The organism is Catonella sp. (assembly GCF_057250765.1).
Genome location: NZ_DBHIEC010000005.1, coordinates 58,947 through 74,690, shown reverse-complemented (window position 1 = coordinate 74,690; position 15,744 = coordinate 58,947). Strand labels below are relative to the sequence as shown.

Genomic DNA, 15,744 nt, shown 5'->3' with positions numbered 1-15,744 from the left:
TGCATTTTTCTTTTGTAAATGTCTGAATAATACCATCTGTAGCCCATAAAAGAGGGCTTTGATAGTTTTTTTCCTCAAATTCAATATCACTGCGATAAAAGGTATTTTGTTCTAATTTCCCCTCCCGAAATGCCTCATTTTATTTTGTTTGAGAAAACAAATTATAGCTCTAATGTTTTAATTGTGTTTAGATCTTTTGTAACTATAACAGTTTCAAATCTTACTTCAAATAAAATCAAGGATTCCCCACCGTATTCTATAGTATCTTTATAGCCTGGAATTTTAGCAATAAATCGGTCAGCAACATCAAAAATTGTTTTGGAACTTTTTTTAACCATCCCCTTAGCTTTAACATGTTCATTTCCTGAGTGAGGAATTGTAGTAAATGCCACATAAGGATTTGAATTTATTTCCTTGATTTTATCGTTTCCCTTAAAAGAAGAAAAGTAAAGTATATTTTCAGCTGGCTCAAAATAAAAATTTACTATTCTCACATTAGGAATATTATCTACAGATGTTGCTAAGGCTATTTCTGTTTGTTCTGCCATGATTTTTAAAAATTCTGTTTTTATGTTCATTTAAGAAGTCCTCCTCTTTTGTTATTGTCAATTATAATCATACACTAACTATAACAACAACACGAAAAATCTTTAAAGCTACTCAATTGTGCCGACAGTGTCGGCACAATTTCAATATCCTTTAGTTTAAGATGTCTTCTGACCACTATTAATCTGGATAGCAATGTGCTATTTTATATTATTAAGCGAGCGTCAACTTAGCCCACTTTTATAAACAGAATGTCATATATGCCGGTATACACACTATCCCGTCTTTCACTACAAGATTTCTGGTATGGATAATATAACTCTCACCTATTCTTGATTTATATTTTTCGTTAAATCTATTTAGTGAAGCTGTGGTGTATTTTTTCCCTGATTTAACCTCTATAGGATACATTTTATACTTCAGCTTACTGTTATTGGATATAATAAAATCAATTTCTATGTCATTACGGTGTTTTTCGCGTGAATAGTGAGTATAAAAGTATAATTTATGTCCATTTGCCACAAGCATTTGCGCTATTACATTCTCATATAACATTCCTTCGTTAATAGAGAGCCTATCATTTAGAATCTGCGCATATACCTCACTCTCTAATAATTCGTTTTCATCAAATGCATGGCTTAGCAAAAGTCCTGTATCTCCCATATAACACTTTACATAAGTTCGTTCTTCATTTATCGAGAGACCAACATTTGGATCATTACACAAAAAACACTCGTTTGAAATCATAGAGTCAGACAGCCAAAAAAATGTTTCACTATATTGCTCCGCATAACTGCCTTCCTGTATATTTTTGAACACTACACGCTTCTCATGTTGCGACAATAATCCCGGAATTTGATCAAAAATCGCCAAAACTTTGCCACGATACTGTGCCTTAATCTTCATAATATCATTACGATACAGCTTCAAAATATCCCGCTTTTCTGCATCCACTAAGCTGAAATTTTTTTTATTCTCTAAGTAAATAATAACCGGTTTTGGCATACCACCTACCAGCATATACTGCTTAAAAAGCATCATGGCCTTATTATGCATGCCTCTTTCCAAAGGTTCCCGCTTTTCAAAACAGCTGTTTATATAATTTACAAGCTGTTCTTCTCCCAGCGCCCAGGCAAACTCCTCAAAATCAAGCGGATACATTGTAATGCTTCTCTCCTCTGATGGGATTACTATATCCTTAACATTTTCCTTAATTGATATCAATGAACCTGTTTCTATATAGTCGTATCTGCCATCAGCAACAAGATACTTTATTGCTGCTCTTGCTTGTGGAAACATCTGTACTTCATCAAAAATCAGCACAGATTTTCTTGTAACCAGATTAACCCCATAGTAGGTACTAAGCAGCATAAATAAATCATCAAGCTTGTTCAGGTATTGATTGAAGTATTCTTCTACAACCTTATCCTTCTTTGCAAAATCTATAAGAACATATGACTCATATTCCTTTCTTGCAAATTCTTCTACAATTGTAGACTTGCCGATACGTCTGGCTCCCTCCACCATTATCGCTTTTGTTCCCCCGCAGCCATTTTTCCAATCCAGTAATTTGCTATAGATTTTTCTTTTTAGAATCATTTGGTTCTCCTTATCAGTCACAATCAGCCTCATATTTAGCTTTTGATTATACGCAGAATTATCATGTGGTATTTCTTTGATTATACGCATATTATATCGCTCTTTTTGATTATGCGCAAGATAATATTATATGATTTTTTTGATTATGCGCAGTTATCTTATGTTATACCCTTACTACTAAGGCAGATTAGGATCTGATTTCTTCTGACTACCATTAAACCGGATAGTAATGTGCAATTTATCTTACAAAGTCTCACCCCGATTTTGCATTATAATAATTCACTTACCGGCTTTATTGCCACCCCTACGTTCTATGACATTCTTTTCTTATTTGCTACTTTATTTGCTACTTTATTTGCTACTTTATTTGCTACTTTTTTTGCAGAATTTATGATATCAGCTCCGAATGAGAAATTCAAATTTACCTCAAAAATTCAATCATTATACATACACGCCTTCCTGTGTACGAAAAAAAACAGGTGGATTTCCACCTGTTTTTTTCACATCCTTTACTCATCATTCCCAACTATCTCACCAAGCACCGATATCACAGCGCCAAGGATAATCACCAAATCAGAAAGGTTGAAGATAATCTTAGGAATTCCCTTGATTACGAAATAATCAGTGACTCCGCCCTTTGTGATTCTGTCATAGAGATTGGAGGCTGCTGCACCTACCATTAGGGCTAGACCCAGTCTCTTTATCTTTCTATGCTTCTTGCCAAGGGTAAGCAGATATATATAAGCAGTCATACCAAACATTGCAGACACCCAAGAAAGCACCCATCTAGGCTTTTCCTCAAGGTTGTTCATAATTAGTCCCTTATTTACAGACTTTTTGATGGTAATAAGGTCTCCAAAATACTGCCTTCCAGTCTCTATCTTATCCTTTTCAACCTGTCCCTTTAAGAACTGGTCTGCTAAAAATGCCCCTACTCCCGAAATTATTGAAAACATACCACACCTCCTGTGACTAGATTTACATTATTGCTCTTACTTATACTATAAGCAATTTCAGGCTTTTTTTCAAGATTTATACGGATTATTTTAATGAAATTCGCTAAGTCTTAGATATTTGCCTGAATCCACGATCATAGACCATACTTTTATTAAAACACATACAATATCTTGGCTTATTAAAGTTCTATATTTTGTTTCCCTCAAATACAGTCAAGGTTCCATACCGTTTATCATTATTAATTTATTGTTTTTCGATAAATTTCTATTGACATTCAATACCCACCCTGATATAATCCGCTTATAACAATTATCCCTAAGGAGGCAGTATGAAAGATTCACTTATAAGCAGTAAGAAGAGCATAATTCTAACCAAGTTTTGCATAATCGCACTTATGCTTATTTCTGTAGTAATGATGTTCTTTGGCAACTATCTTATAACAAGATTTTTAGCTATGACTGGCGGAGCAAGGATAAATATAAGCAAAGAATTGTCATTTTATATCATCACCTTTATAAGCTATGTTTTGGGCATAATTGCTCTATGCACGCTATTTTGTATGTTCAGGCTGGTTAGCAACCTCGAAAAGGACCAGGTATTTACCGCCGAGAATATAAAGTGGCTAAGGTACATTAGCTTTGGCTGTCTTGCAGCAGGTTCACTTCTAATTATTGTAACTGTACTCTACGACAAGTATTTCCTTGTGCTTACTTTAGCAGCCCTCTTTATGATGCTCATTGTGATGGTGATTAAAAATGCCTTTGAACAGGCTCTCGCAATGAAGGAAGAACTTGACTTAACCATATAAGAAAGGACGATTATGGGAATTCATATTAACTTAAATGTGATGATGGCAAAGCGTAATATAGGCCTTTCTGAGCTTGCAGAGAAGGTGGACATTACCAACGCCAATCTCTCGATACTTAAAAACAACAAGGCAAAGGCAATCCGCTTTTCTACTCTTGAGGCGCTTTGCAAGGCACTTTCCTGCCAACCGGGCGACATAATAGAATACAGGGAGGATGAAGAAAATGAATGAGAAAAAATTTGTATATAGACCATTTTTACTGCTGTTAACCTTTGTTACCTATGTTCTTGCCTATTTTTATCCTGATATCATGGGCGAGCGCTCCATCATTCTTCATATTGGAGGCTTTGACTTTAACCTAAGATTTTTTATATTTACACTTGTCTTCATTGGAATTACGGAGTTTACCGCTGTGAAATACAATAAAGCAAGAAATAGAGAGAGCATTTTCTGGCTTATAACCCTTATACTGCTTTCCATCCTATGGTGTATGAGGACTTTTGAAAGCGAAAGCTCCTTCTCGCCATTTTTGCTCCTCTTCCTTCACTGCAATGCAGCCTACTATGTAATTATGAGGATGGGTGTGACAGCAGAAGCTAAGACCGGTCCTATGGTATTCTTTGACTTACTTTCAGCCTTTATCATCATCCCTTTTTCTAATTTAGGCTTAAGAGTGATTGTCTTTGTAAATGCCATAAAAAGGCATAGCTTTAAGTTTAGCAAGAAGAAGCATCTGCCTATAATTCTTACAATAACTTCAACATTGTTGCTTGTATTATTTGCTTCTTCCCTGCTTTCTGATGTAGACAGCGGATTTGCTCACTTAATGAGCGGAATTGCCCGCTTGCTGCCGGGATTTGATCCTTTGTTTAACAACTATTTCTTTATGACTATGCTGCCAAGAATCATTATTACCATACCTGTAGGAGCCTTTCTTATGGGGCTTATCGGAGGTTCAGCCATCAAAAATGAGCCTGAATTTAAGAAAGAAAATATAGTTAACGGGCTTACAGACTACAGACACATACCAAAGTTTGCCGTAATTACAGTGTTTGCTGCCCTAAGTACCATTTACATAATATTTTTTATCTTCCAGATTCGTACAATGATTCCGGTTATAAGCTCTGATTCTTTTACTGCTCCCGAGGCTTCAAGGCTTGCAGTAAAAGGCTTTTATGAACTTATCCAGATACTTGTGCTTAATTTCTCGGTTTTCGGTGTATTTTTCTTCTTCGCACCTGATAGCCTTGTAGAATTTAAGGACAAGTGGGTGAAGTTTTTCGCCACGCTTTTTGCCTCCACAGGTATCTGCTTTGCCATACTTGATTATTTCAAGCTTTACTTATATGTGGCAAGCTATGGCTTTACATCTAGGAGGCTGGTAGCTGCCTGGTTTCTCCTGGTTATGTTTACCGCCGCCATACTTATGCTTATAAGACTGTATAAGAAGTTTGAAGGAATCAGATATATTGCAGTCTTATTTATAGTAAGCTTCATCCTGTTTGCTTTTTCGGAAGGAACTATAGTAGAGATTACTCCTGTCATGGAGTATATTTCACCTTGATACAAGTGAGTTTCGTGTGATAAGACCTGCCTAACCTCACACGAAACTTCACTCCACTTCACACGAAACTTCACTCCACTTCACACGAAACTTCACACCAAACTTCATTCACTTCACTCTTTACCTTCCTGCAAAAAAGCACTATAATATCTTAAAACACTTTGGGGAGGGATTATGAAGCCTAAGAAATTTTCGCCTTTTTACATAAAGCTGATTGCAGGTGCCATCATCCTGATATTTGCAGGCTATATGTATTACAAGGGTAACAACAATCAGTACGCAGCCTTCATAGGTATAGGCGGTATCTTAATACTAAATGCCTATTCAATGGGGAATAAAAAGAAGAAATAAATGTTAAATTTCCTCTAAAAAGTACACTCCGTAAACCTTATGCTATTATATAAGATTTACGGAGTTTATGTTTTAAAACTTATTAATTATATGATGTAGGTGCCAAGAGATAATAAATTCTCTTGCAAACAAGCACCAATCGAATTTTTATACTTTTGACACTTGCATATTTAAATTAAATCCAGCACCTGACTTATGTCCTTCTTACCGAAATTAGGCTTGCCATCATCTATTACCATGCAAGGCACACTCATAATCTGATATTTGTCACGAAGGTCAGGGAAGTGGTTTAGATCATATACCTCTGTACTTACCTTAGGGTTAAGAGAAGCAATTCTCTGAGCCGCAACAACAAGGTCAGGACACATGGTACAGGTAAGGCTAACCAAGAGCCTAATCTTTGTCTCCTTGTCAACTGCCTCTATCTTAGACTTGATGTCATCCTCTATCTGCTGTCCCGGTCCAGCCACATTGTAAAGACCTAAGATGAAGGATGTAAACTCATGTCCTCCAGGTATACCGTGGAATGCAAGTCCTGAGTAACTGCCATCCTCTCTGCACACCTTCACATAAGGGGCTTCTTTTTCATCTACATTTTCCTCAAGCCTTACGCTTAGCTTATCTGTAAGTTTTACAAGCTCCTCCATATAGTGCTTCAGCTCATTTGATGAATCTCTGCTATCAAGCCCGAGACTAAGCACAAGTTTGCTCTCCATTTTGCCAAATACAGCATTTAACTGAGCAAGCATATCTGAAGTAAAGAGTGCATTGCCATTGTCCTCTGCGGCTGGCTTTATACTTGCAGGAGTGATATTGTGATTGCTTGCACTGCCCTCTCTTACTGGTTGCTCTGGCACAAGTCCTGTCTTCTTATGCATCTTAACTACATATTTTTCAAGCTCGGTAGCTGCAAGAGCTCCATCGCCAACTGCAGTTACTACCTGTCTAAGAGGCTTGATACACACATCTCCCGCTGCAAAAAGTCCCTCTCTTGTCGTCATCTGAGATTTATCTGTAATTATGTAGCCTCTTTCATCAATCTCTGCAAGTCCCTTTACAAGGCTTGTTTCAGGTTCATAGCCTGCAAATACAAACACACCGAAGGTATCATCTTCTACCTTGTGGGTGGTCTCTTCTCCTGAAACCAAATCCTTCCAGGTAATGCTTCTAAGTACTCCGTCACCCTCAACCCTTACAACCTCTTTGTTGTAAAGTACGGTTATATCCTTATTGGCCTTGGTCTCATCTGCTGTAGCCTTGGCACAGGTAAAGTCCTCTTCCCTTACGAGAATGGTGACATGCTTTGCGTACTTTGTAAGGAATACACTTTCCTCCGCAGCCGCAAATCCACCGCCTATTACAAAGATGTCCTTTCCTGTAAAGAACTCACCGTCACAGGTAGCACAATAAGCCACGCCATGACCTTTGTATTCTGCCTCTCCCTCAAAGCCAATCATCCTAGGGTGAGCACCTGTAGCAAGAAGTACGCCAAGACACTGAATCTTGCCCTTTGTGGTTTCTATCTCCTTTACATCATTATCCATATTTATAGATGTTACCTCGGCAAGCTTGAACTCTGCTCCAAAGTTCTGTGCCTGTACACGCATTTTCTCGGTAAGTGTCTTTCCATCTGTGATTTCAATGCCGGGATAGTTTACCACCTCAGAAGTAATGGTAATCTGTCCACCAAATTTCTCCTTTTCAAGCACTATTACCCTATAGCAGGCTCTTGCAAGGTAAAGAGCCGCAGTGAGTCCTGCCGGGCCGCCGCCGATGATTGCAACATCATATAAGTTCTTGTTATCCATGTATCCTCCTCTTTATATAATTAAATCTGGTTAGTTGTCTCTATCTCTTCTATTCTAACCTTTTTATCTAAAAATCTCAATATCAAAATCCGTTTTTTTGTAATGCAACTGGCAAAAGCATAAACCTAGCGTAGTCAGCTATTTTTTAGCAATAATAAGCAGATTGCGAATATTTTTGCAGGGCGAAGATAAACCAGGCAAATGTACATTACGCTATAAAAGGCTGTCGTATCTCGCCACCACATCTCGCAGTGTACGCTTAATACGACAGCCTGATTATTACCATTTATTACACTCGTATGCGACAAAATTATATGTCACACACTTGAATAGGACTGGAGCTTACTTATCACAATCCTCAGAGTCTATGCTTAGAATTAAAGCTGTCCTACAAGGTCAAGGCTTGGCTTCAATGTCTCTGCACCTGGAGTCCACTTAGCTGGGCAAACTTCATCGCCGTGCTCGTGTACGAACTGAAGAGCCTGAACCTTTCTGAAAAGCTCATCTGCATTACGTCCTACGTTACCTGCATTTACTTCGTAAGCAACAATCTTTCCTTCAGGGTTAACTACGAAGGTTCCTCTCTCAGCAAGACCGTTCTCCTCAATATATACCTCAAAATCCTTTGAAAGTACGTGTGTAGGATCTGCAAGCATTGTATATGTAAGCTTAGAAATTCTCTCTGAGCTGTCATGCCATGCCTTGTGTACGAAGTGAGTATCTGTAGATACGCTGTAGATATCACAGCCAACTTCCTTAAACTTTGGATAAAGATTCTGAAGGTCCTCAAGCTCTGTTGGGCAAACAAATGTAAAATCAGCTGGGTAGAAGAAGAATACGCTCCACTTTCCTAAGATGTCCTTCTTGCTTACCTCTTTAAAGTTATTATTCTCAAAAGCCTGTACTGTAAAATCTGATACTTCTTTGTTAATTAATGACATGTTCAAAATCTCCTTTCAATTGTGAGTTAATTATAGTGTACGACTACTTTTTAATGATTTGATTGCGTACAATATTATAATATACAATATACCATAAATGAGAACAATTGTCAAATGATATTTTAAACTTTTTTCGTAAACTTATTGAGAATCTTTTTTATTATCTGCCAAAGAAGTCAACATTTATCTTTCCTGTGTCTACATCAGCTCTTAACTGCCTGCTTCCTCTAACTTCTCTGAAGCTATTATTAAAGATTCCTCTTCCGTTATTAATTCCGTCTACCACTATGACTCCAAGGTCATTGGTGAGGTCAAGGCTATAATCATCCCTTGTTCCTGAAAGTCTAACATTTACGCTTCCTGTATTACTTCCTGTGTCTATGAAGTCTGCATCCACACCATCAAGCTTTACAAGTCCCGTATCGGTTCTCGCTGTCAGTCTTTCAGCCTTGGCATTTTTAACTTTTATATAGCCTGTAGCTGATTTAAGCTTTAAGTCTTTGCTCTTTACATCCTCTGAAGAAATATAGCCTGTATCTGTGGAAATATCTGCAAACTCACTTTCTAAGCAGTTCACATTTACCGCCCCTGTAGAGCTGTCTACAATCAGCCTTTTTATATCTCCGTCTTTAACCGAAACATGTCCCATATCAGCCTTTACTTTTGCCTCCGATGTAGTCACACCAACGACTTCAAGCGAGCCAAGATTGGTTTCCAGCCTAAGGTAATCAGCTGATATTGCAAAGAGAGATAACTTACCCATGTCAGTTGAACCACGCACTTCTGAAAGCTTCTTATCTCTTGGGATTGCTATTTCAACAAACTCTTTTTTCTTGTTAAATATATTGAAGTTAAAATTAAACTCAAATACCTTTGATTTGCGCTTATCCCTTATAATCAGGCTATTGCCTTCTTTTTTGATGATAGGATCCGTTTCCTTGCAATTAAGATATATGCCAAACTCATCTCCTGTTCTTATGATTATATCTAGGGAGGATACATCTATCTCTATGGAATCAAAGGCATCTGGTGTAATATCCTTATATAGCTCCACCGCTGTACTTTCACATACAACTTTGGCATCACTCTTAAAAGAATCGGCATCATCTGACTTTGAAAAGTCTGCGCCAGCAAAAGATGAATTGTCATCCTTTGTGCTTGAAGCCTCTTTTGGGGGAATATCTTCTTTTATTATACTATCTGCTTTTTCAGCTTTTTCATTAACTTCCTGGTCTTCTTTCATATATGCAGATGCCCCTATTATCTTTGCTGCCACATCTTCTGGGTTGCCTACACTTCTAGTTACGTCACTTTCCTCTCCAAAGCCTGCCTCTTCAAAATATTCCCAATAGTAATTGATGGCATCTTCCCTGTCCTCAGGGTTAATTCCGGCAAGCTTTGCTTTCAGGCTTTCCATAAATTCATTCTTATTCATTACTCTTTGTCCCCCTTGCCATTATTGATATTTACTGAAAATGAAAAATCAACATTAAGCTTTCCTCTTAGAAGTCTGTCTATCCCGTCTTTATAGGACTTCCACTCCTTCTTGTAGAACTTAAGCTTTTCCTTCCCCTCCGTTGTTATCCTATAGTACCTGCGGTTTCGTCCCTGTACGGGACTGTCATAAGTTGCAAGCTCTCCTTCTTTCTGAAGCCTTCTAAGTACCGGATAAAGAGTGGATTCAGATATATCTATTACTTCCTGCACCTTCTGTGTAAGTGTATATCCATAGAAGTCTTCCTTTTCCAATATACCCAGCACACAGGCGTCCAGCAGTGGAGCAGTTACCTGAAAAGTCATAGTTATCTCCTTTCTATAAATAATTGTCTCCTTATTTATTGGTTATAATAGTATATTATATAATATATAATATCGTTTGTCAATTAAAATTCACTTTCTCTAAGCTACAGTTCGTTACTTAGGAAAGTTTTATTAGAGAAGATTTCTAGATATTTTCCGATAGGAGAATTTTTGTTTGATAGAGAATTTTGGAGCTATTTCCTATCAAAAAAACTTCCTTCAGAGTTTCATTCTCCAAAGGAAGTTTTAGCATACAAATCTGATATTAAATGATGTGGGTGTCAAAAGTATTTGACACCAATATCTTCTTAACCAATAAAGTTACTCATTCTTCATTGCCTCTATAGCAGATATCTTAGTAGCCCTGCTTGCAGGATAATATCCTGATATGATACCTATTAAAATAGCAAAACCTGAAGCAAGTAATGGCAACCAGAGTGGGATAACAGAAAGTTTTCCACCCGCGCCTTCATCACCGCCGCCCATCATGTTAAGTGCACTGCCTAAGGCTCCGCCAAAGGTATTTAACAGGTAAGAAGCTCCGTAGCTAAGCGTTATTCCAATCACGCCTCCGATTAGTCCCATCATGGCAGCCTCAAAAAGGAAAAGCTTTTTGATGTCAACTATTTGGCAGCCAAGTACCTTCATTACACCAATTTCCTTGGTACGCTCATAGATGGACATTATCATGGTATTAGCAATAGATATCGCCGCAACAAGCATAGATATGGCTCCTACACCGCCCAGTACCATCTGAATGGTCTTTGAGAAGTTTTCAATCTGCTGGGTATAGTCTGACATACTGCTTGACTTATAGCCCATTTCCTTAATGGTATCCTGAATATCCTGAACATTCTCTACACTGTCTGCATTTATCTTAATGCCGCCATACTCTTTAAGCTTCTTTTCAGCTATCCTCCTCTTGTCAGCAGGGAGCTGTTTTACAAAATCCTTATATATCTCTAAGAACTGCCCCATATCCATATATACACCGAAAGAGTATTCACTGTAGCCTTCCGTGTCAAATACCGCAAGGTCTGTAGCATAGTCCTTAAGCTGAATCTTTAGGTTTCCTTTGTCATCACGAGGAAGAGACTCCTCCTCATTTATAGTAAGAGTAACCCTGTCCTTTAGAGGATCAACTGTCTTTGGCTGGAATGACGTTGAATTGGGATTGTAAAATCCCTGGAAGCCTTCTGCTCCTACCCAAAGCTTGATTTTAGCTCTATTGGTACTTTTCTTATATGTCTTGTTGTCTTTTAGCTTAGGAAATTCAAGGGCTTCAAAAGAGTCCGAATCCATTACATTAACCTGAACAGTGTTTTCATATACTCCATACTTTAGCTTTGCTGCAAAAGTAATAACTGGCGACACTGTCTTTACATGAGGAATCTCTCTTAGCTTTGCTATCAGCTTGTCATCTAACTTCTGCTTCTTTTCAGAGTAGTTTCCTTTGTCATCAATGCTTACCTGGTTCTTTTCCATATTTATAACGGTAAAGCTTCCATACTGCATAAGATTCTCTCTAAAGCTCTGGTTCATGCCTATACCGATGGATATCATTACAACTATAGATATGGTTCCTATGACAATGCCGACAACTGTAAGTGCAGTTCTGGCCTTTCTTCTTCCCAGATTCCTAAGGCCCATCTTCATAAGATCACTAATCTTCATATAAATTAATACCCTTTTTTATCTTTAACTTAGCAAGGACTATTCCCGCTAATATAGAAAGTGCAAGCACTCCCGCAGTTATACCTATCATGGCGGGCACACTCTCTGTCACGGAGAAGGAGGCTCCTGTTTCAGTGCCCATGCCATCCATACCGCCTGCACCGTCCATGGCAGCATCTCCACCACCGGTCATACCGGCTTCTCCAGTCATATTGCCAACGTCTCCGCCCTCCATACCGGTATCGGCTCCTGTTGCCTCATTACCGCTTTCAACCGCTGTATTTCCAGAAGTCTGTGAAGCCGCGGAGCCAGCTGTTTCAGTTCCTGTCCCTGAAGTCATCCCTGTCTGTGAAGCGCCCGTCGAACCTCCTGCTGAAGTTGTTGTATCACCTGCCGTGGTTCCTGCGTCTGTCTGCGTATTGTCAGTTGCAGATGTAGCATTACCTGTTCCCCCCGGCTGCACAACTGTAACCTTGCCGTTTGCATCCACATTTGCTTCAGGAAGTGGCTCAGCTGTAGCTGCGCTACCGGCAGTAGCTGTAAGTACTCCGTTTAATATAAATAAATTCTCGCTCAATATAATCACCTCAATTTCCTATATTATAACTCTTCATCTTCACGCATTGCTTCATCTATCTTTTTCTTCTTGTACTTCTTTATTGCAACATTTCTTGCTACCAATGCTCCGACAATGAATATAATCACATTCCCGCATATGAAAGCCCAAAGAGGAATTATCTCCTTTGGTCCTTCGTTAACCGGCAACTGGTCAATAGGAGTATCAGGAGTTTCGTCAGGGTTTGTGGCACTTACCATACTTTCAAAATTTGTATCATAGGAATTTACATTGCCATTACTATCCTCGTAAGATATGGTAAGTACTCCTTTTCCCATTCCATCCACCTGAGGGGTTACATCCATAGACCAGGATCTTCCCTCGCCGGCATTTACATTACCGATAATAAGGACTTCGTTTGTAGACTTAAAATCTCCCTTAACCTTAGCAGTCACGTTGTAGAGTACAGACTTACCCATGTTGTTAAAGTCAAATGAAAGTGATGTTGCTTCGTTAAGCACAGGCGTATCTCCCGCACCTACCGAAATATTGGCGACCATAGGCCTGTCATCAGAGTATACCTGAAGCTTTAACTTCTCTTCAATCTTATTCTGCTTCTTTATAAGTGCGTTTTTATTTGCAACATCCTTGGTTAGGTATTCATAATCAAAGGTAATTGTAAGGTCGTATCCGTTTGTTGCTATATCTCCCTTTGCTTTAAGAGGTATGCTTAAGGTCTCACTCTGCCCTGCCTTAAGGGAATTGATGAACATACTTGCACTACCTTCAACTATAGCAAAGCTGTTATCAGCTGATGATATGGTAACAACTATGTTGTCTGCTGATGCTGTAGGATGTGGGTTCTTCACATCGAAGGTGAAAACAAATTCTTTTCCCGCCTTTATCTTACCCTTACCTGTACTATACTTGGATACGGTAAGTCTAGGCATACTGTTGTCTACTTCGCCTGAATCTTCCTTGCCCTTCGTATCGATGTAGATACTCATTGTATCAGTAATCTGGGCTGCAAGAGTCTTATCCTTAACAGAATAATATGAGTAGTTTACGGTAATAGGCTTCATTCCGTCTGTAATTGTCTCTATAGCCGTAAAGCTTCTTCTGATTCTAAATACCCCACCTGCCTTAAGTGAAGCAAGTCTGTATTTATCATAGGCTGTAGCAGGCTTGAAGCCTGCCTCTGAATATCCTGTTGTATCCACAACTATATTCTTGGCGTCAACCTTACCGATGTTCTTAAACTCATAAACCACATCAAAATGGTCTCCTACATTCACAGTATAATGAGGATAGTTGACACTTGTTACCTGAAGTACAGGCCTTACCTCAAGCTTCTCAGCTTCAGTCTTCTTAGGTATAGTCTGCATAGACAGTGTAAAGGTCTGAGGATCTGCCGCTGTGCCGTCTGAGTTATCGTATTTTACGGTTACGTCTATCTTTGTAACTCCTGCAGCAAGATTCTCTATTGCATCAAAATCAAAATCAACAGTTCCATCCTCACCACCCTTAATGGTCCCTATATTAGCTGTAGGCTGGTCGTTAGGTATAAGAGTGCTCTCATATCCCGAAAGGCTTACGGTTACATTATCTGCGTTAAGTTCTCCGTCATTATGGAAGGTAAGCTTAATGTTTACATCATCGTTATCCCTTACATTCCTTGGATAGTCTGAGTCAAAAAGGGAAAGCTTAGCATTCTTCTTCTGGCTGTCAACAACGAAGGTAAGCTTACTTGACTGCTCTAGAGCCACTTCCTGATAGTTGTCGTAACTATCTGTTGTAATAAAGGTAACAGGGATGTCATTATATCTGCCCTTCTTTGCATTAAGCGGAATCTTTACCGCAAACTTAACATAGGCTGTATTGCTTACAAATATGCTTTCAACCTTATTGCCCTTATCATCTGTTATGGTTACATCTGAAGCAAGGGAAAAGCCCGGAGTCTTGCTTAGGTCAACATTTACCACAGGCTTTCTTATATTGTAGTTTGAAGCCTTGACAGGTATGGTAACATTTACCACATCACCGGGCTTTACGTTGTAAGGCCTAAGTACATCTGCCAGTACCGCCTTTGGCACTAAAGGCTTTAGGTTGTTAAAATCAATCTCTGATGCCTCCACAACACTCATGCCTCCGGAAAAGCCTGTAGCCCCGGTAAGTATCATGGCTGCCGCAAGGACTAGTGCTGCACCTTTTTTAATTATCTTTGTTGGCTTCATCTTTTATTTCCTCCGTCTTTTTACCCATTAGTTTAGCAAGTTTTTCTTCCCTTGCCTTCTTTTGTTCCTTTTGAAGTTCCTTAAACTTCTCTATCTCTATCCTGCTCTCTTCTTCAATCTGTTCAGCCGTTTTAATCACTTCAACATTTTGAATGTTTCCATCTAGAATGTGGATTATCTTATCTCCGTAGCTCGCAAGTCTCGGATCGTGAGTTACCATAACAATGGTCTGCCTGTTTCTTCTTGCCATCGCGTGTATAAGCTCCATAACCTCCATAGTAGTCTTGGTATCAAGGTTTCCTGTGGGTTCATCCGCAAATACAATTTCGGGCTTTGCAACAAAGGCTCTTGCAATACCTACTCTTTGCTGCTGACCACCACTCATTTCCTTTGGTTTGTGAGTAAGCCTGCTTCCAAGTCCAACCTGCTTTAGCATCTGCTCAGCAAGCCTTTTTCTGGTCTTTGCATCCACCCTCTTAAATACAAGAGGCAATTCCACATTTTCAACAGCATTCATAGAACCAATGAGGTTGTATGCCTGAAATACAAATCCCAGATAATGCTGCCTGAAGTCGGCTAGATTTTTCTCACTCATATGCCTTATATCATAGCCTTTTAAGAGGATTTCACCGGATGACGCCTTTTCTATGCCCGCCATCAGGTTAAGCAGTGTGGATTTTCCTGAGCCTGAGGTACCAAGGAGACAACAAAACTCTCCTTTGTTTATCTCAAAGCTGACTCCATTTACCGCCTTAATCCTCTCATTTCCCATGTGATATACTTTCTTCACATTTTTCAATTCGATGATTTTTCCCATAATTTTACCAGATTTTCTTTTTCCTATACTTTTAATACGTGTATCAAACTCGCTTGATACCTATATTTAACTACTTTGCTACATATACC

15 protein-coding genes are annotated in these 15,744 nt (G+C 38.9%); 4 read left to right on the top strand and 11 right to left on the bottom strand.

Annotated elements, in window-relative coordinates:
* Nucleotides 1–161 precede the first annotated feature (161 nt).
* From ACO6HM_RS03990 to ACO6HM_RS03980, 3 genes are all read right to left on the bottom strand, one after another.
* Nucleotides 162–578, bottom strand: coding sequence for a pyridoxamine 5'-phosphate oxidase family protein (locus tag ACO6HM_RS03990; protein ID WP_485389879.1), 417 nt, complete (start codon nt 576–578; stop codon nt 162–164).
* A gap of 208 nt (nt 579–786) precedes the next feature.
* Nucleotides 787–2,145 (bottom strand): ATP-binding protein, encoded by a 1,359-nt coding sequence (locus ACO6HM_RS03985; RefSeq protein ID WP_485389878.1) that lies wholly within the window; start codon nt 2,143–2,145, stop codon nt 787–789.
* Between the two features lie 509 nt (nt 2,146–2,654).
* Nucleotides 2,655–3,101, bottom strand: coding sequence for a signal peptidase II (locus ACO6HM_RS03980; RefSeq protein ID WP_485389877.1), 447 nt, complete (start codon nt 3,099–3,101; stop codon nt 2,655–2,657).
* Nucleotides 3,102–3,430: 329 nt separating this feature from the next.
* Between ACO6HM_RS03980 and ACO6HM_RS03975 the strand changes: the two genes are divergently transcribed.
* The 4 genes from ACO6HM_RS03975 to ACO6HM_RS03960 all read left to right on the top strand — a co-directional run bounded on the left by ACO6HM_RS03975 (nt 3,431) and on the right by ACO6HM_RS03960 (nt 5,825).
* On the top strand, nt 3,431–3,910 hold the full coding sequence (locus ACO6HM_RS03975; protein WP_485389876.1) for a DUF2975 domain-containing protein: 480 nt from the start codon (nt 3,431–3,433) through the stop codon (nt 3,908–3,910).
* A 12-nt stretch (nt 3,911–3,922) separates the two neighbouring features.
* Nucleotides 3,923–4,141: a helix-turn-helix domain-containing protein gene (locus ACO6HM_RS03970; protein WP_208427824.1), complete on the top strand. Its 219-nt coding sequence runs from the start codon at nt 3,923–3,925 to the stop codon at nt 4,139–4,141.
* Nucleotides 4,134–5,474 carry a DUF4153 domain-containing protein gene (locus ACO6HM_RS03965; RefSeq protein WP_485389875.1) on the top strand — a complete coding sequence of 447 codons (1,341 nt, stop codon included), beginning with the start codon at nt 4,134–4,136 and terminating at the stop codon, nt 5,472–5,474. Before ACO6HM_RS03970 ends, ACO6HM_RS03965 begins: the two co-directional genes overlap by 8 nt.
* Nucleotides 5,475–5,648: 174 nt before the next feature.
* Nucleotides 5,649–5,825, top strand: coding sequence for a hypothetical protein (locus ACO6HM_RS03960; protein WP_208427821.1), 177 nt, complete (start codon nt 5,649–5,651; stop codon nt 5,823–5,825).
* Between the two features lie 170 nt (nt 5,826–5,995).
* Here ACO6HM_RS03960 and ACO6HM_RS03955 read toward each other — a convergent pair whose 3' ends face one another.
* The 8 genes from ACO6HM_RS03955 to ACO6HM_RS03920 all read right to left on the bottom strand — a co-directional run bounded on the left by ACO6HM_RS03955 (nt 5,996) and on the right by ACO6HM_RS03920 (nt 15,655).
* Complete coding sequence (locus ACO6HM_RS03955; RefSeq protein ID WP_485389874.1) at nt 5,996–7,633, bottom strand: FAD-dependent oxidoreductase; 1,638 nt, start codon at nt 7,631–7,633, stop codon at nt 5,996–5,998.
* A gap of 377 nt (nt 7,634–8,010) precedes the next feature.
* Nucleotides 8,011–8,574, bottom strand: coding sequence for an alkyl hydroperoxide reductase subunit C (ahpC, locus tag ACO6HM_RS03950; RefSeq protein WP_485389873.1), 564 nt, complete (start codon nt 8,572–8,574; stop codon nt 8,011–8,013).
* Nucleotides 8,575–8,734: 160 nt separating this feature from the next.
* Nucleotides 8,735–10,009, bottom strand: coding sequence for a DUF4097 family beta strand repeat-containing protein (locus ACO6HM_RS03945; protein ID WP_485389872.1), 1,275 nt, complete (start codon nt 10,007–10,009; stop codon nt 8,735–8,737).
* Nucleotides 10,009–10,374: a PadR family transcriptional regulator gene (locus tag ACO6HM_RS03940; RefSeq protein ID WP_485389871.1), complete on the bottom strand. Its 366-nt coding sequence runs from the start codon at nt 10,372–10,374 to the stop codon at nt 10,009–10,011. The genes ACO6HM_RS03945 and ACO6HM_RS03940 overlap by 1 nt, the downstream gene beginning before the upstream one ends.
* 321 nt (nt 10,375–10,695) lie before the next feature.
* Nucleotides 10,696–12,048: an ABC transporter permease gene (locus tag ACO6HM_RS03935; protein ID WP_485389870.1), complete on the bottom strand. Its 1,353-nt coding sequence runs from the start codon at nt 12,046–12,048 to the stop codon at nt 10,696–10,698.
* Entirely contained in the window at nt 12,038–12,625 is a 588-nt protein-coding gene (locus ACO6HM_RS03930; RefSeq protein WP_485389869.1) for a hypothetical protein, read from the bottom strand. The genes ACO6HM_RS03935 and ACO6HM_RS03930 overlap by 11 nt, the downstream gene beginning before the upstream one ends.
* Nucleotides 12,626–12,648: 23 nt before the next feature.
* Nucleotides 12,649–14,838 (bottom strand): COG1361 S-layer family protein, encoded by a 2,190-nt coding sequence (locus tag ACO6HM_RS03925; RefSeq protein WP_485389868.1) that lies wholly within the window; start codon nt 14,836–14,838, stop codon nt 12,649–12,651.
* Nucleotides 14,816–15,655, bottom strand: coding sequence for an ABC transporter ATP-binding protein (locus tag ACO6HM_RS03920; protein WP_485389867.1), 840 nt, complete (start codon nt 15,653–15,655; stop codon nt 14,816–14,818). The genes ACO6HM_RS03925 and ACO6HM_RS03920 overlap by 23 nt, the downstream gene beginning before the upstream one ends.
* Nucleotides 15,656–15,744: the final 89 nt, after the last annotated feature.

What these genes read in the sequence shown, in the direction of transcription:
- ACO6HM_RS03975 (WP_485389876.1), top strand. Translation starts at nt 3,431, where the DNA reads ATGAAAGATTCACTTATAAGCAGTAAGAAGAGCATAATTCTAACCAAG.
- ahpC (WP_485389873.1), bottom strand. Translation starts at nt 8,574, where the DNA reads ATGTCATTAATTAACAAAGAAGTATCAGATTTTACAGTACAGGCTTTT.
- ACO6HM_RS03945 (WP_485389872.1), bottom strand. Translation starts at nt 10,009, where the DNA reads ATGAATAAGAATGAATTTATGGAAAGCCTGAAAGCAAAGCTTGCCGGA.
- ACO6HM_RS03970 (WP_208427824.1), top strand. Translation starts at nt 3,923, where the DNA reads ATGGGAATTCATATTAACTTAAATGTGATGATGGCAAAGCGTAATATA.
- ACO6HM_RS03925 (WP_485389868.1), bottom strand. Translation starts at nt 14,838, where the DNA reads ATGAAGCCAACAAAGATAATTAAAAAAGGTGCAGCACTAGTCCTTGCG.
- ACO6HM_RS03960 (WP_208427821.1), top strand. Translation starts at nt 5,649, where the DNA reads ATGAAGCCTAAGAAATTTTCGCCTTTTTACATAAAGCTGATTGCAGGT.
- ACO6HM_RS03935 (WP_485389870.1), bottom strand. Translation starts at nt 12,048, where the DNA reads ATGAAGATTAGTGATCTTATGAAGATGGGCCTTAGGAATCTGGGAAGA.
- ACO6HM_RS03940 (WP_485389871.1), bottom strand. Translation starts at nt 10,374, where the DNA reads ATGACTTTTCAGGTAACTGCTCCACTGCTGGACGCCTGTGTGCTGGGT.
- ACO6HM_RS03965 (WP_485389875.1), top strand. Translation starts at nt 4,134, where the DNA reads ATGAATGAGAAAAAATTTGTATATAGACCATTTTTACTGCTGTTAACC.
- ACO6HM_RS03980 (WP_485389877.1), bottom strand. Translation starts at nt 3,101, where the DNA reads ATGTTTTCAATAATTTCGGGAGTAGGGGCATTTTTAGCAGACCAGTTC.
- ACO6HM_RS03985 (WP_485389878.1), bottom strand. Translation starts at nt 2,145, where the DNA reads ATGATTCTAAAAAGAAAAATCTATAGCAAATTACTGGATTGGAAAAAT.
- ACO6HM_RS03920 (WP_485389867.1), bottom strand. Translation starts at nt 15,655, where the DNA reads ATGGGAAAAATCATCGAATTGAAAAATGTGAAGAAAGTATATCACATG.
- ACO6HM_RS03990 (WP_485389879.1), bottom strand. Translation starts at nt 578, where the DNA reads ATGAACATAAAAACAGAATTTTTAAAAATCATGGCAGAACAAACAGAA.
- ACO6HM_RS03955 (WP_485389874.1), bottom strand. Translation starts at nt 7,633, where the DNA reads ATGGATAACAAGAACTTATATGATGTTGCAATCATCGGCGGCGGCCCG.